Source organism: Mailhella massiliensis (assembly GCF_900155525.1).
In the GTDB taxonomy this organism is placed as follows: domain Bacteria; phylum Desulfobacterota; class Desulfovibrionia; order Desulfovibrionales; family Desulfovibrionaceae; genus Mailhella; species Mailhella massiliensis.
Genome location: NZ_LT706926.1, coordinates 1 through 15,224, shown reverse-complemented (window position 1 = coordinate 15,224; position 15,224 = coordinate 1). Strand labels below are relative to the sequence as shown.

Annotated in this window: 15 protein-coding genes; 1 reads left to right on the top strand and 14 read right to left on the bottom strand. The window is 58.1% G+C overall.

The window, feature by feature from the left end; translation table 11 throughout:
* Positions 1–74: 74 nt before the first annotated feature.
* The gene (locus CZ345_RS00145; RefSeq protein ID WP_077071187.1) at positions 75–1,016 is read left to right on the top strand and encodes a hypothetical protein; all 942 of its coding nucleotides are present in this window, start codon (positions 75–77) and stop codon (positions 1,014–1,016) included.
* A 292-nt stretch (positions 1,017–1,308) separates the two neighbouring features.
* On the opposite strand, the gene CZ345_RS00140 is transcribed toward CZ345_RS00145, so the two are convergent.
* The 14 genes from CZ345_RS00140 to CZ345_RS00070 all read right to left on the bottom strand — a co-directional run bounded on the left by CZ345_RS00140 (position 1,309) and on the right by CZ345_RS00070 (position 14,952).
* Positions 1,309–2,223, bottom strand: coding sequence for a glycosyltransferase family 8 protein (locus CZ345_RS00140; RefSeq protein WP_162274893.1), 915 nt, complete (start codon positions 2,221–2,223; stop codon positions 1,309–1,311).
* An 8-nt stretch (positions 2,224–2,231) separates the two neighbouring features.
* Positions 2,232–3,185 carry a rhamnan synthesis F family protein gene (locus tag CZ345_RS00135; protein ID WP_077071185.1) on the bottom strand — a complete coding sequence of 318 codons (954 nt, stop codon included), beginning with the start codon at positions 3,183–3,185 and terminating at the stop codon, positions 2,232–2,234.
* Between the two features lie 151 nt (positions 3,186–3,336).
* Positions 3,337–4,395 carry an acyltransferase family protein gene (locus tag CZ345_RS00130; RefSeq protein ID WP_077071184.1) on the bottom strand — a complete coding sequence of 353 codons (1,059 nt, stop codon included), beginning with the start codon at positions 4,393–4,395 and terminating at the stop codon, positions 3,337–3,339.
* 1 nt (position 4,396) lies between these two features.
* On the bottom strand, positions 4,397–5,584 hold the full coding sequence (locus CZ345_RS00125) for a glycosyltransferase family 2 protein (RefSeq protein WP_077071183.1): 1,188 nt from the start codon (positions 5,582–5,584) through the stop codon (positions 4,397–4,399).
* A gap of 17 nt (positions 5,585–5,601) precedes the next feature.
* A complete protein-coding gene (locus tag CZ345_RS00120) occupies positions 5,602–6,486 on the bottom strand; it encodes a glycosyltransferase family protein (RefSeq protein WP_083717020.1) in 885 nt (294 codons plus the stop codon).
* Between the two features lie 50 nt (positions 6,487–6,536).
* On the bottom strand, positions 6,537–7,379 hold the full coding sequence (locus tag CZ345_RS00115; RefSeq protein ID WP_077071182.1) for an NAD-dependent epimerase/dehydratase family protein: 843 nt from the start codon (positions 7,377–7,379) through the stop codon (positions 6,537–6,539).
* Between the two features lie 17 nt (positions 7,380–7,396).
* A complete protein-coding gene (gene rfbB / locus CZ345_RS00110) occupies positions 7,397–8,410 on the bottom strand; it encodes a dTDP-glucose 4,6-dehydratase (RefSeq protein WP_077071181.1) in 1,014 nt (337 codons plus the stop codon).
* An 84-nt stretch (positions 8,411–8,494) separates the two neighbouring features.
* Positions 8,495–9,325, bottom strand: coding sequence for a dTDP-4-dehydrorhamnose reductase (gene rfbD / locus CZ345_RS00105; RefSeq protein WP_077071180.1), 831 nt, complete (start codon positions 9,323–9,325; stop codon positions 8,495–8,497).
* Entirely contained in the window at positions 9,316–9,864 is a 549-nt protein-coding gene (gene rfbC, locus CZ345_RS00100) for a dTDP-4-dehydrorhamnose 3,5-epimerase (RefSeq protein WP_077071179.1), read from the bottom strand. The genes rfbD and rfbC overlap by 10 nt, the downstream gene beginning before the upstream one ends.
* Positions 9,851–10,738, bottom strand: a complete 888-nt coding sequence (gene rfbA, locus CZ345_RS00095) for a glucose-1-phosphate thymidylyltransferase RfbA (RefSeq protein ID WP_077071178.1) — start codon at positions 10,736–10,738, stop codon at positions 9,851–9,853. Before rfbA ends, rfbC begins: the two co-directional genes overlap by 14 nt.
* 603 nt (positions 10,739–11,341) lie before the next feature.
* Complete coding sequence (locus CZ345_RS17525) at positions 11,342–12,268, bottom strand: thrombospondin type-1 domain-containing protein (protein WP_077071176.1); 927 nt, start codon at positions 12,266–12,268, stop codon at positions 11,342–11,344.
* A 1-nt stretch (position 12,269) separates the two neighbouring features.
* Positions 12,270–13,229 carry a hypothetical protein gene (locus CZ345_RS00080; RefSeq protein ID WP_077071175.1) on the bottom strand — a complete coding sequence of 320 codons (960 nt, stop codon included), beginning with the start codon at positions 13,227–13,229 and terminating at the stop codon, positions 12,270–12,272.
* Between the two features lie 156 nt (positions 13,230–13,385).
* Positions 13,386–13,691: a hypothetical protein gene (locus CZ345_RS00075; protein WP_077071174.1), complete on the bottom strand. Its 306-nt coding sequence runs from the start codon at positions 13,689–13,691 to the stop codon at positions 13,386–13,388.
* A gap of 364 nt (positions 13,692–14,055) precedes the next feature.
* Positions 14,056–14,952 carry a hypothetical protein gene (locus CZ345_RS00070; protein ID WP_077071173.1) on the bottom strand — a complete coding sequence of 299 codons (897 nt, stop codon included), beginning with the start codon at positions 14,950–14,952 and terminating at the stop codon, positions 14,056–14,058.
* Between the last annotated feature and the right edge of the window lie 272 nt (positions 14,953–15,224).

The following is a 15,224-nucleotide window of genomic DNA, read 5'->3' as shown; positions in this document are numbered from 1 at the left end:
GCGCGCATCTTTTCCTAGACGATGGCGACAAAAGGAGTGGCTGCACACTCCCTTTCTCTTATGCACATCTAGATGTGTATAGGGGACAGCGGCAGGTCGCGCTCCTTGCCGCCGCCTCCCTGCCGCGCAACGAAGAAGCGGCGCGCCTCGGCCTCATGGCCGCCTGCCGCGATGCGCGCATGAAGCGCCTGTTCTGCGACGAGGAGGGCCGCCCCACCCTGAGCCTTGCCCGTACCGCCGCCCGGCTCTGGGGCAATGTGACCTACGGCCTGCGCGAACATGCGGGCGGAGAGTGGGAGGCCTTTGCCTGGGATATGGAGCGCAACGTCAGGGCCGTGCGCCGCTTTACTCCGCGCCCGGGCGAACACGGGGAAAAAACGGCCGAACGCCGCCTGCTGGCCGCTCTGCTGGAACTTCTGCCTGCGTATGTTCTGCAGGACGCGCTGGAACAAAGCAGAATTCCGCAGGAACAGGGCAATCCCTCAGAGCTGAACGGCGAGCGCGGCAACAGCCCCGCCCCCGGAAGCACCCATGACGCAGACCCCGAAGGCGCCCCCTGCGCCGCCGCTTCTTCAACGCAGAAACGGGCAGGGAACCGCCTTCCCCTGCCGGGCGAAAGCGCCTCTCCGGCCAAGGCCTGCGCCGCCCTGCCCGGAACCACCACGGAAGAAAAGGGAAAGGCCGGGCTCGCTCCCCGGAGCGGAACGCGCCGTACCGTAAAGGCCGGGGACCGCAGCAAATCGACCAGTCTCCCGCTCCAGACGGAGAAGCAGGAAGAAGCCGCGCCCGCTGCCGCTCCCGTACAGGAAAACACATCCGTTCAGGCAGAGGAACATACGCAGAACGCACAGCCCGCGCCCCTGCCGGAACCAGCAAAAACGCCCGCCCTGCCCCAGACGAAGGAGCGGCCCCGCTACCGGCCGGAACTTATCCTCTGCCCGGAACAGGGCCGGGAACGCGACAGTCTGGACTGCCACGCCTGCTCCCTGCACGAGGGATGCTCCGCCTATGCATGAAAAGGGGCGTCCCCCGGCGGGCGAAGGCCCTTTACCGGTGTTCCCCGCCCGTGCGGAAGGTAAAAAACGCTCCGCCCCGGAATCAGGAGGGAAAGCAGGAACATACGGGGCGGAGCGTACCTTCCTTTCTTCATGGGAAAAGGCTCCGCCGCTTCTGCCCCCCCCAAAAAAGCCTTTCCGTACACGACAAAAAACCGCCCGGAAAAGACAGCGTCCTTCTTCCGGGCGGGAACAGGTGTTTTTCACGAAGCTTCAAAAAGCTTCCGTGTTCAGAACTTCATGAGGCGGGGCATCAGTCCTTCTTCTGCCATATCCGCACGCCCAGAAGATACCAGCGCCTGCGACCGTGGGAATACCTGGTATGCCACAGCAGGTAACGCAGCCACGCCTTCCGGTATTCCCACACGAAATCACGATAGGGCGTAAGTCTGAGATAGCGGAAGTATTCCTTCCGGAACGGATGACGGCAGCCGGGATGCCACGGTTTGCGGCCGCCGATGAAGTGAATGATATTGGCCGTGCGGGCAATATCGTTGAAGCCGGAAAGACGCCCCTGCCGCGTTTCACAGGCCTGCGCGTCCCATGTTTTATCGAGATAGGAAAGATGGTCCCGGCAGACCACGTTCAATACATCCTGATCATGCAGAACAATGACGTCCGCATGGTCACGGATAAAGGCCATGCACTTTTCCTGCACGCCCTCTTCCCGCCATGCCTTAAGGTTCAGAAGCAGCACGCCGGCGCATACATAGCGCTCCAGCCCGAGCCGCTCGGCATGCCGCTTTTCGTCGATATCCACCACGCCGCGAATCCAGTCCGTGCCCATGTCCTGAGCATACAGTTCCGCAAGACTGGAACGGCAGACCAGATCGCAGTCGAGATAGATCACCTTGTCCACATGCGGCAGAAGCTCGGGCAGCAGCAGCCGGTAATAGGTGGCAAGCGTAACATGGGAATGCGTTCCCTGCACGGTCTGTATGGGAGCGTCGCGGAACTTTTCCTCGTCGATGGCGACAAAATGAATGTCTGCACACTCCTGCGGCACAGCATTATACAGCAGCGTCTTATTTTCCTCGGAAATGCCCCCGTCGAGGATATGGATTTCCAGCTCGTCGCCGCTTTTTCTCGAAGCGACCACAGAATGCACGGCAACGGAAAGATGCTGAACATAGTTATTGTCGGATGAAAAGCACACATGGATCTTCATGGCAAACCTCATCTTCCCTGCTTACGGCAGTATTCCCGCAGAATTTTTATTTTCTCCGCTTTGACGGTGTAATGCGTTCTTCTCCTCCCAAAACAGATGCGCGCCAGCAGCGCATACTTTATGAAATTGCTCAGGGAATGCGGTATACTGCGTGCCATATCCGCCAGAATATATTCCACTGGGTAAAACGTTCGTGTCTGCAGAAAACGCAGTACCCTCAGCGTTACCGGAGAAGTTCTCAAAAAAAGCTTGCGCTTCACAAGAGGGTTGCGGTCTTCAAGCTGTATGTCGGCGCACAAATTGCAGGCGTCGCTTTCGGGTGCAAGGGCATTGTACTTATCAAAATCCATATATGCAGCCCCTGCAAGTCCGTGTCTTTCCAGAAAACCGCTGAACTCCAGCTCGTGGGAGCGAACCTCCTCCCAGTAGCTTTTTGCGGGAACCAGTTCGCCCCACCATTCACGGAAAGCGTCCGACCTCAGCGCCTGCTGCCGGAAAACGTAAAAATACGACTGAATGTGCCCTTTTAAAGGAAAGCGATTCCCGGAGTCTCCGATGAATTTCCCGGGAAGATCGGGCTGACGGTTGATGCCCCAGAAATCGCATTCCCGCTTTTCCATCTCACCGAACATCTCGGAAAAAGGATATACCGGTCCGTAACAGGAACAGTTGCAGAGAATGAGTTCGTCGTACTGAAGCAGCTTGTCCCAGCCGATACGCTTAAGCGCAGCCTGCCAGGCCGCGAAATCCAGACCGGCATTTTCCCGGATGAAAAAATCCACGCCCAGCGTTTCCAGGCGTTTTCTTCCCTGTCCGGAAAGTTCTCCGTTCACAATGACGACCACGTCCCGGGCCACCTCAAGAAGTCCCTTGAGATAATACGCAACATGGTCATGCACGTCGCCCTTCTGTTCCCAGAAAACATAACAAGCAAGGCGGTTTCGATTATTCGATTCCGTCATCTTTCCGATCCTTCCTTACGAGGCTTCAACGTCGGCAAGAAAAAAATCCGTTCTTGTCGTTCAGACGGTTCTCATGACAAGCGTCTTCCCCAAGCGGGGCTTTGCCACAGCTTATGAAAATCGCTCCTTTCCTTCAAACCCTTTTTCATGATCAGATCTTTGCGACCAATTTTCTGGCACAGGAAATCATGGGCTTTTCTACAAAAACAAAAGAAAGAAAACTCATTACCATGACTATGGCCACCGTAAGCACAAGGTATCCTGCAAACGGAAGACTTCCCTGAAAAGCATAAACCAGCGTCTGCTGTACGGGAAATCCCCACAGGTACATCCCATAGGAGAGGTCGTATTTTTCAAAACAACGTGCAAAAAACGGCTTTTCGCTGCAGCCGAAGGAAAAAATGAAATAAGGAAACACGGCGAGAAACAGCAGTTCGTTCATCACCTGCCCCAGAGAACAGCACCCCAGAAGAAACATAAGAAAAGCAGCAAGCTGCAGATTCCACAAATGCTGATACTTTCTGAAAAGCGCATAGGCGCAGCCAGCAAGGTAATACGGTAAAATAGCCAGCGCGGAGCACCAGTCCGTACCGTACAATACCGCTCGCTTTATGCCCACGGCGGGGAGAACCATACTGAGCAGCGTTATCAGGACAAACAGTATGCCGATACCACCGCCGGGAATTTTTCCAAGGCAACTGTGAAACAGACAGAACAGCGGCACGCAGACATACATGAAAAGTTCCACCGGCATGGTCCAGAGAGAACCGTTGACGGCAGCAGGATATGGATTTCCGGTAAACACCCCCGGCAGCACATATCGCGGATACATGCGGATATTGTCCAGATACTCCCAGAACTGCGTGCTGCCGAAATATTCCTTCAACGGAAGCGACGTCACACAAGCACCGATCAGCATACTGGCCACCACTACGAAAATCAGAGCAGGAAAAATGCGGAACACTCGTTTTATGGAATATTTGACGACATGATGCCTGCCCGTATCACTTAAATAACTTATGGTGATAAAATATCCGCTCAGAAGAAACAATATCTTCACACCTATGGTGCTTACTGCCTGTCCGTAAACGACAAACGGCACAGAACCGGTAATATAGTACATATGTCCTACAATAACAAAAATTGCAGCAACAAATCGAAGAATATTGAAGTTATTATTTCTTCCGTGCATAACAGTATTCTTTTCCATATTACTTATGTTTCTTTCCAAGTTTTTTCATTATATACATTCTTACAAGACGCTTCAATTCTTTGAAGTGAATATTTTGCGACGGTTTTTTCCCCATCATTTTCTTTACCTTATTGCTGATATAGGATTCTATAAATTTGCGTACATCTCTGGAATGAAGATTGCTGATAAAATCATCTTCTCCCACTTCAGCAATATACTCCTGAACAGTACTGGGAGGATTGAACATTTCAAGAAGCTGCCTAGTCCCCGCCTCCGGAAATATCATAGGCAAGGAGCACATCTTTTTCTGAATAAGTTCGTAATTATAGTTCCACTCCGCCTTAGAGTGTACGGTCTGAGAAGACTCCGTATTCACCCACCAGCGATATATGCACGTCACCTTCTTTATGTCGGTAACACCGGCAAGCATGGCGACACGCTGAAGATAATCCCAGTCTTCCGTCGTCGACAGGGATTCATCGAACATGACGCCCAGCTGCTGAAATATGGCGGTAGGAAAGGCCAGCCCCACAGGAGGACAATGGTTGCAGTGCATCTGCTCCGGCCACAAGAACGGCTTGCAGTATATGTCCTTCGGACTGTCGCAGGCACGAACCGTACCGACGAAGCTGCCCTTGTTCAGCTTCATCCAGTTCTGACAGGCCGCATAGGTGTGCAGAAGCGTACCGGGCCGTTCCTTGGCGGCGTTGTGGAACTGCTCCACCCAGTCGGCGAAAACCACATCATCGTCATCCAGAATGGCAGTGTACTCTCCGCGGGCATGGGCGAAACCGAAGTTCAGCGGCACGGTTCTGTTGCCGTGATCCAGCTTGAGGAACCTGATACGCTTTTTAAGCGACTCCACCTGCTCGTCGATAATGGCCCTGATCTCCTTTTCCTGATTTTCGCTGACCTTATGCCCCACAAGGAGAACTTCAAAATCCATATCCGTCTGTGCGGAAAGACAGAGAAGCGTTTCTCTCAGCTCCTGCGGACGGCGTCCCTGCGTACGGGTAAGTACGGACAGAAAAACCCTTTCTTCACTCTGCTGCGTCTCCTTCACCATGGGAAGGTAGTTTCTGACGAAAGAACTTTCTTCCCGATCGGCTTCGCAGACGGTTTCGAGGAGCTGAAAGACTTTGCCTATATTGGTTTCCTTGCCGAATACAGCTTCCAACTTCTTCATATCGATATGCTGTTCGCTCATCACGCTGCTCTTGCCTGCTACAGGGTATATCTGTTCGGGGAATAGTAATCACCAAGGAACATGGCGACCTTGCCTTGGGGATCAAGCTGCTTCGGAAGTTTCCCGCTTTCCTTGAGTTCCATGAACTTCTGATACACACGCCGCGTATCGCCGGAACTATGTTTCCAGGTATTCAACAGCATTTCCACACGCTCATTGTTCGACCATTTATAGGCCATGAACAACGCCGCTTCCATGCTGTAATATCTTTCCGCCGCCGTAGGGCACCAGCCGCATGTCACAGACAGATGCTTGGAGTGGAATACCATGGCAGCAGGCTGATAAATAATGATGAATCCTTCCAGTCGTACACGCCAAGAAAAGTCAAGATCGTCGCAATACAGAAAGAAGGTATCGGCATCGAAACCGTTGAGCCTGTGGAAAAGAGAGGTGGGAAAAACAGCGCACGCCGTCGTCGCCCAGTCGGTTTCTCCGGTTTCGGGATCGTATTCCTTGGGGTGTTCAATAGGAACCTGACGGGCCTCCACCATGCCTACTTTGGGGTTGCGGAAAGGCTTCATGATTTCATCGAAAAATCTGGGAGCCAGAATCACATCGGGGTTCATGATCTGCATGTAATCGGCAGAGCACCCATCCCCAAGCAAGTTGTGCCCCCGCGCCGATCCGCTGTTGAAACCGAAAAAGCAGTACTCGAGCGAAACATGCGGCAGCCGTTCGTTCAAGGCAGCGATTTCCTCCGCACTGAACAAAGGCTGCTCGGAAGCGTCGCCATACCGGACGGAAACGGCGTCGATACCCGAAGTCCGGCTGTTTACGACGGCATTCTCCACCGCTTCCAGAGAACGGATCAGCGCCTCTTTCTCATTTTTATACAATACACTCTGAATCTGTATGGAGGACATATCTTCTCCTGTCGACTAGATGTTCCGAGCAGGGCTCTGCATGTCGAAAATCATCCTCTTCCTGCAAGAATGGCGTTAATCTTGCTGCAATCGCCCCAGATGGCCGGAGAATCGTACTTTCTGTCGGGGAAAACGCCATACTCAGGACGAATCCCGAGACCGTTCTCCTCTATGAATTTCTCCACCATGTCCTTGAGTGCAACAGGGGTGCCGGAACAAACATTGATGATGCCTTCCACAGTATTCTGTACAGAGGCTTCCGCTATCTGCTCCGCAAGCTTTTCTACGGAAATGAAGTCATACTTGTTGGTTCCCCGGGTAAAGGGAAACGTCTTCTTTCCTTCCTTTTCCCAGCCAAGGATACGCGAAAAAATGGACTTGTTGCGCGCATTGTCTCCAAGAATGTAATACGCGCGCAGCCACTTGACGCTGACCTCTCTACCTTCCGCATAAAGCAGCAGACTTTGACGGAGAGCATTCTTTCCTATGCCGTACAGAGAAAGCGGCGCACAGGGAGTGTTTTCCGTTACCACGCCTTCATAGTAGCCCACCTCGTGCATGCTTCCCATGACAGAAACAGACTTCGTCCCGGCATCAATCATATTTTTGAGGAAAAGATAATGTCCGGGCAGGTCGGTAATATGAGATTCAGCCTTATGGTCAAAGCCGTTTCTCCACGCAAGATGGATAAGCGCCTCAGGCCTGCCGAGTTCCTCATACAGCGAAGGATTCTCCGCATCGGCAAGAATGTTCCGGGAAAGGAACGTCGCGCGCGAATCCACCCATGTATCGGCAAAATCCACGGCCACGACCTCATGAGAAGTGTGCTCCAGCAGATACGAAACAACATGCGCGCCGATATAGCCGTTGGCGCCGGTCACAAGAATCTTCATGGCAGTATCCTCTGAACTTATCCCAGTTTCTCCAGATACCAGTCCACCGTCTTCACGATGCCGGACTCGAAGTTTTCATCGGGCTTCCACCCCAGTTCCGTGACGATCTTGGTGGGGTCGATGGCGTAGCGGCGGTCGTGCCCCGGGCGATCGGCCACAAAGGTCATGAGGTCTTCATATTTCGCGCCGTCGGCACGCGGACGCCGTTCGTCCAGAATGGCGCACACGGTGTGCAGAATCTGGAGATTGTCGCGTTCGTTGTGGCCGCCGATATTGTAGGTTTCCCCGCTTCTGCCCTTGTGGAAGATGAGGTCGATGGCCTTGCAGTGGTCGAGCACATAGAGCCAGTCGCGGATGTTCGCGCCGTTGCCGTACACGGGAATGGGCTGTTCGGCCAGACACCGGGAAATGATGACCGGAATGAACTTCTCAAAGTGCTGCTTGGGGCCGTAGTTGTTGGAACAGTTGGAGGTGGTCACGTTCATACCGTAGGTATGATGATAGGCGCGCACGATGAAATCCGACCCGGCCTTGCTCGCCGAATACGGGGAATTGGGCGCATAGGGCGTGGTTTCGGCAAAGTAGCCGGTTTCGCCCAGGGTGCCGTACACCTCGTCGGTGGAAATATGATGGAAGCGCGCATCCTCATACCCCGCCTTCACCCTGCCCGGGCCTTCCATCCAGTGGCGGCGCGCCGTTTCGATGAGCGTGAAGGTGCCCATGAGGTTGGTTTCCATGAAGGCGCGGGGGCCCTTGATGGAATTGTCCACATGGCTTTCCGCCGCAAAGTGGACCACGCCCCTGATGTCGTAACCGGTAAACAGCTTTTCCATGAGCGCTTCGTCGCAGATGTCTCCCTGCACGAAGGTGTAGTTGGGCATGGACACGCATTCCTTCACATTGTCCAGATTGCCCGCATAGGTGAGCTTGTCGAGGTTGATCACATGGTACTCAGGGTACTTGGCACAGAAGTACGGCACGAAGTTGGAGCCGATGAAGCCGGCCCCGCCGGTGACGAGAATGGATTTCATATTGTCTTCCCGAATGGTTTCGCAGGTTGAAGAGCGGACAAGAGAGGCCGGGGGAGAAACCCTGAAAAGCTTCTCCCCCGTGTATCAGACCTTCATCTTGTCCAGGCAGCGCCTCAGGCCGTCCCTCCAGTGGGGAATGGAGAGACCGAAGTCCCGCCGGATTTTCGCCTTGTTGAGCACACTGTAGGCGGGGCGCACCGCCTTCGTGGGATATTCGAAACTTTCTATGGGCCGAACCGTGCAGGAAAGGCCCGCTTCCTCCATGATGGCGCAGGCGAAATCGTACCAGCTCGCCACGCCTTCGTTGGAATAGTGATACACTTCCTTCATGCCCGGCCGCACCTGGGGCAATACGGTCACGATAATGGCCGCAAGATCCGCCGCATAAGTGGGCGTGCCCGCCTGGTCGAACACCACGCCGAGGCTTTCGCGCTCCGCGCCCAGGCGGAGCATGGTCTTGACGAAATTCGCCCCGAAGGAAGAATACATCCATGCCGTACGGATGATGACGGCGCTTTCCGCCTCCTCAAGCACGGCCTTTTCTCCGGCAAGCTTGGTTCTGCCGTACACGGAAACCGGTTTCGGAACATCTTCTTCCCTGTAGGGCCGGCTGGAAGTGCCGTCGAACACATAGTCCGTGGAAATCTGCACCACGCGGCGGCCGTAACGGGCAAGGTTGCGCGGCCCGAGCACGTTCACCCTTTCCGCAGCATCCGCATCGTCCTCGGCTCTGTCCACCGCAGTCCAGGCCGCGCAGTTGATGACGAAATCAAAGCTCCGTTCCCTGAAAAAGGCCTTCACGGCCTCCTCGTCGGTGATGTCGAGCTCCGCCCTGTCCACATACACGGCCCCCTCGCCCAGAAGAAGCCGGAGCTCATTGCCGAGCTGACCGTTCGCCCCCGTGACTAGAAGCATGTTTCAAACTCTGCAAAATAAGGATGCTGTCTGTCCTTGTCCGAGGTAAGGGCCTTTGCCATGTCGATGCGCCAGTCTATGGCCAGCGTGGGATCGTCGAAGCGTATGCCGCCCTCGGATTCTCTGCAGTACAGGTTGTCGCACTTGTAGGCGAACACCGCCACCTCGCTCAGCACGGAAAAGCCGTGGGCAAAGCCGCGCGGAATCATGAGCTGGCGGTTGTTCTCCGCCGAAAGCTCCACCGCCACATGCTGCCCGTAGGTGGGAGAGGCGCGCCGAAGGTCCACGGCCACGTCGAGCACCGCGCCTTCCAGCACGCGCACCAGCTTGGCCTGGGCATGCTCGCCCTTCTGAAAATGCAGGCCGCGCACCGTGCCGTAGGAGGATTTCGACTGATTGTCCTGCACGAAGTCGTAGAAAAGGCCGGCAGCCTCGAACGCGGCCTTGCTGTAGCTTTCGAAAAAGTAGCCGCGGTTGTCGGTGAAGACTCTGGGTTCTATGATGAAGACGCCCTCAAGGGCCGTTTTAATAAAGTTCATGGCTTTCCTCGAAAACTTTGATGCAGTACTCGCGGTATGCGCCCTTCTTCATGCTCTCGATAAGCGCGTTCATGCCCTTGTCGTCGATGAAGCCCTTGCGGTAGGCTATTTCCTCCACGCAGGCAATCTTCAGGCCCTGACGCTTTTCGATGACCTGCATGAAGTGCGTGGCGTCGGCCAGAGAATCGGGCGTGCCCGCATCCAGCCACACGATGCCGCGCCCCATGGGGACCACGCTCATGCGGCCTTCCCTGAGGTACATGTTGTTGAGATCGGTGATTTCCAGCTCGCCGCGCGCCGAGGGGCGGAGCGTGGCGGCCTTCCGGCACACGTCTCCGGGGTAGAAGTACAGCCCCACGGAGGCGTAGTTCGACTTGGGATGCTCGGGCTTTTCCTCAATGCTCAGGGCGCGGCGGTTCTCGTCGAACTCCACCACGCCGAAGCGTTCGGGGTCGGAAACATGGTAGGCGAAAATGGTGGCGCGCACCCCGGTGTTCTGCTTCACCGCGCGGCGGTACACCTTCATCTGGTCGCCCATGTAGAAGATGTTGTCGCCGAGAATGAGGCACACGTCGTCCTCTCCCACAAAATCCGCGCCCAGCGTGAAGGCCTGCGCTATCCCCCCGGGTTCCGGCTGCACCCTGTAGGAAAGCTTCAGCCCGAGCTGCGAACCGTCGCCCAGCAGGGCTTCAATGTTCGGCGTGTCCTGCGGGGTGGATATGATGAGTATTTCCCGGATGTCGAAAAGCATGAGCGTCGACAGCGGGTAGTAGATCATGGGCTTGTCGTACACGGGCAGAAGCTGCTTCGAGGTGATCCTGGTCAACGGATACAGCCGCGTGCCGCTTCCGCCGGCAAGAAGAATACCTTTCATGACGCTCCCCTTGAAACTATGCTGTTGAATGATTTTTCCATGACGCACGGCCGTCGCCGATAAAAGACGCTCACGGAAAAAACGGCAATGCGCCGTGGCTGAAAGCCACGCGAACCTTATTCCGACACGCAATGCAGAAGGCGGGAGAACCTGCTCCACATGCAGATCCGGCCGCCGCATCTTCATGAAAATTCCCCCCGAACACAGGGAAAAAATTCGCTTTTCCCTCCCGGGCCGTTACTGTCATGCAACAGCTGCATTAATGGCTTAATTTCCCTGAAAACTCAAGCAGGTTCCTCCCCTCTTCCATGATGTCGCAATACACTGTTTTTCTTTATTTTTTATAAACAACCTTTTCACTCTTTTTCCGCCGTCTCAGGCCGCGCGCCCGCCGTGCGGGGCCGGGCATGCCTGCCGGAGGGCATGAAAAAAGGCCCCTCCCGGAAAGGGAAAGGGCCTGCGCCGCGTCTGGTCTGCCGCGCCGGAAAAAGCGGATTGTGCAGGGGAATCTTCCGCAGACTTGTCTGCCGGGCATGCGAACGCCCCCCCGCCGGGCCCGGGGAACACGGCGTCTTTTCCTTCCGCGCCCGGCGCTTCTTCCCGTCAGCTCACATATTCCACCCGTACCATGCCGGAGGAACCCGCGGCGCCGTTGCTCCCTGCGGTGACGTCGTCAACGGTTCTGCCTGCGCCTCCGCCGCTGCCTCCCGTGCCGCCCCAGCGGCCGCCCTGTCCGGCTCCGCCGCCGGAACCTCCGGAAATGCTCTGCCCTCTGATGCTCGACCAGGTGGACGAACCGCCGTTGCCGTTGCCGCCGTTGGCGGAGCCTCCTCCTCCGCTGCCGCCTCCGCCTCCCCAGTGATTGCTGCTCCCGGCTCCGCCGCCCTGGCCGCCCGCGTTCCCTCCATAGCCGCCCGCGGCGGAAGCGGAAACGCTCCCTCCCAGGCTGGTTGTACCGCCCCGGCCGGAATTGGCCGCGCCTGCGCCGCCTATGGAAAGCGAAACCGTCTGTCCGGCGGAAAGGTACTGTTCCTTAGTCGTGAAATATCCGCCCCCGCCTCCGCCGCCTCCGCCGCCCCCGGCGGTGACATAGCCGTCCTGGGCGTTGTAGTAGCCGCTGCCGCCCTGGCCGCCCCCGCCTCCGCCCCCGTACACCGTGAAGCGGTAGGTGCCGTCGTGCGGTGCGGTGAAGGTGGCATTGGATGTATATTCCCCGCCGTCGTAGCAGTCCTGCGTATTGCACGCCTGCGAAAGCGCGCCCTTCTTCGCCCCATAGGCCGTGCAGAAGGAATCGGAAACCGTCTGCCCGTCGGAACGCCTGCAGGAGGCCGTGCGCGTCTGCGTGCCCCCGCCGCAGCCCCGGGAGCACTCGCTCCAATCCGAATAGGCATAGCTGTAGGTATAGGCCTTCTTCCACGTTCCCGATACCTTCACAAAGGTATTCAGGGCCGTTTTCCACGCTCCCGATACCCTCACATAGGCATGTTTCTGCTTTTTCCAGCTTCCGCTCACCCTTACCTGTACCGGCATGTCACACCTCCAGCGTGCGGCGCGAGGAAAGGCAGTATTCGTGCGCCTCTCGCTGCGCGGCAAGGCATTCCTCCTTGGTCGCGGCCGCCTTCACGCGGGAAAGGTAGCCCCACTGGGCGCCGTTCACGGCCGCCATGGCGGCAAGAAAGGCCGTATGATTGGCGAGAATATCCTCGCACAGGGCCTTCTTTTCCGGCACGGCGGCATCGGTCCGGGCGGCAAGGAAGGCGTCGATATAGGGCGTTTCCGCGCTCTCGTCCGCAAGATACGCGCGCGCCTCCATGACCTGCCACGTCCAGGTTTCGGTTTCATAGCTCGGGGTGAAGTAGCCGTCCTGACTCACGGCGTGACGCAGAAGCTCGAAATCCACGCGCAGCGAGGAGGCGGCGTCCCTCTTCGCCTTCTCAAGGCTGCGAGGGTCCTTCCATGAGCCGGAGGCGATATCCCATACATGGTACATGCTCGGCCTGTCGGGAACATGCGCTGCCTTTTCCGCCTCCGTAAAGCCCAGAACGCACTGGGCGCAGATGTTTTCCGGCCATTCGCGCACCGTGCCGTCGTCCAGCACCGTCATGGCAAGGCGTTCCCACGCCTCTCTCGTCCACTTGCTGGCCGGATGATCGGGAACTTCGTTCACGCGGAAGGCGTACCCCGCCGCCTCGGCCGCGCTTTTGCTCATGGCTCCTTCATACAGGCCCGACGCCGCGTCATAGGCGTGCACGGGAAAGTCGTGCTCCTTCCAGAAGGTATCGCAGCAGGCGCGCACGGCCGCAATTTCCGCAGAGGAAAGGCTCCGCTGCGCGCCGTTTTCCTCCACCAGAAAGGCGTTGCCCGCCGCAGGTTCATAATAAAGGGCCGCGCAGGAAAAAGGCAGGGGAAAAGGCTCCTCCGTCATGAGGTAGAAGCCCCCGGAAAGGATGCGCCCCTCTGCGCCGTTCCATGTGAGAAGATATTCGGACATAGCCGCTCCCTGAAAAGGTTGACCGTGTGTTGCCGGAACAGCACGGAAAGAAAAGCCCGGAACACGCCGCGCCCGGCCCGGACTCGGAAAGGCCCGGAAAACTGCGCGACGCGACCGTGCAGAAAACAAAAAAGCCGGACAACGCGCCCGGGCCGCCTATGCGATGTACTGAATCCACACATCTCCGTCCGACCCGCCGGAAGGCGCGGACGAGGATACCGTATGCCCCTGCACCTTTGCCCAGCTTGCCGTGGTGCCGTTGGTGGTGAGGAACATGCCCGACTTGCCGCTCTGCGAGGGCAGGGTTTTGCGCGCGTCCACGGTATCGGCATAGGTTTTCACGTCGGCCATGAGCTGACGGATGGCGTTGTTGATGCCCGAAGGCGGGCACCCTTCCGCAATGTTGATGCCCGATATGGCGGTATTCTGATCGGGGCTTGTGCTGTAGTTCGATATGGCCATGGCAACACTCCTTTTGGAAAAGCATGGCACGGCGGGGCCGCGCGGCACAGGGGCGGAGCGCCCTGCTTTTGCCCTCCCGCTCCGGGTGCCGCGGGAGTTTCGCACGTTCCGGCAGGGGAAGTACTGCGGGAGGGGCCGCGCAGTCTGTTCCGGGCGCTGCAGACGTTCCGGCACAGGAAGCCTGTTTCGCGCTCTGCGAAAGCGGCGCGCGGGCCGGGAGCGACGCCTTGCCGCACAGGAGACGGCAGGCCCCTTCCGCCCTTCCCGCGCGCTACGTTCTTCCCCCTCCGCTCGTTTCCCCACGCCCCGCGCCTTCCGCCCTTTTCCGCATCACAAAAAAAAGGGGGGATATCCCCCCCTTTGTTCAGCTCCAGTTCAGACCGCCGTACCGGCGGAGAAGCTCGTTGTCGGCCAGCAGCCGGGCGGCGTTCTTTGCCGCCTGAGGCATGCCGTTTCCGAAAGGCTGCACGGTCTCTGCCGCCGCCACGCCCGGAAAATGCCCTGCCGCGGACGGCCCCTGCACGCCGGGCACGCCTTCTCTACCCCGCAGGGCAAGGGCTTCCGGCTGCGCGGAAGACGCGGCTTCTCCCCCGCGGGGAAGGGCGGGCGCTTCCGCATGGGGCAGACCCGGCAGAAGGAAAAAGTTCCCGTCCGCCCCGCCCGGGTAAAACTGCAGGGTGGGAAGCTTTTCCGGCTTCTTTTCCGGCGCGGGAACCACGGGAGGCGCGGGCCGCTCCATGCCCCGCGGAGCGTTTGCCTGCCTGTTCCGCCTTGCCGCGCGTTCCTGCGCTGCCGCCTGCTTCTTCGCTTCCTTTTCGGCGCGCGCCTTTTCCCGCGCGGCCTCCCGCTCCGCGCGTTCCGCACGGCGCGCCCGCTCTTCTTCCAGCCTCTGCCCGCGGTAACGCATGTCGTCGAGGTGCTTCTGCTGATCGAAGTCGTAGCGCGCCCGGGAAAGCTCGTTCCGCAGGTCGTTGAAACGGCGCCTGCGCTCGGCCTCTTCCTGCTCCAGCGCCAGTTCCTGTTCATAGCGTTCCTGCCTGCGCCGCGTCTCTTCCATACCGCCCAGCGCCGTGAGCGCGTCGGCTCCGGCGCGGCCCACAAGGTTGCCCGGGCTCCGCCTCCCGTCGTTGTTGGCCAGAAGAAAAAGCCCCGCCACAAGGGCGGCCGTGGCGGGGTCCGCCTTGACGGCGTTCCAGGCCGCGTTTCTGTCCCTTTCCTTCCTTTCCTCCCCGGCAAAGGGGGATATGTATCCTTCAAACATGAAAGCTCCCTCACGCCGGGCCGGGCGGCCCTTCCGGTGCGCCCTGAGCCCGGCGGCGTGATGCAACATTTCCCTGCGCCGTGCGCGGACCTGCCCCGGCCAAAAAAGCTCCTTGCCTTCTTCGCAGGCCGCCTTCCGGCACGGCGCAGGACTATTCCCTACAGCAGGCCGAGCAGCCCGCCCGCAAGCGCCCCTATCCCCGCGCCCACGGGGCCGCCCAGCGCAGAGCAGATGTGCATCAGAGACAGGGTGGGAGAGGCGCGCCGAAGTCC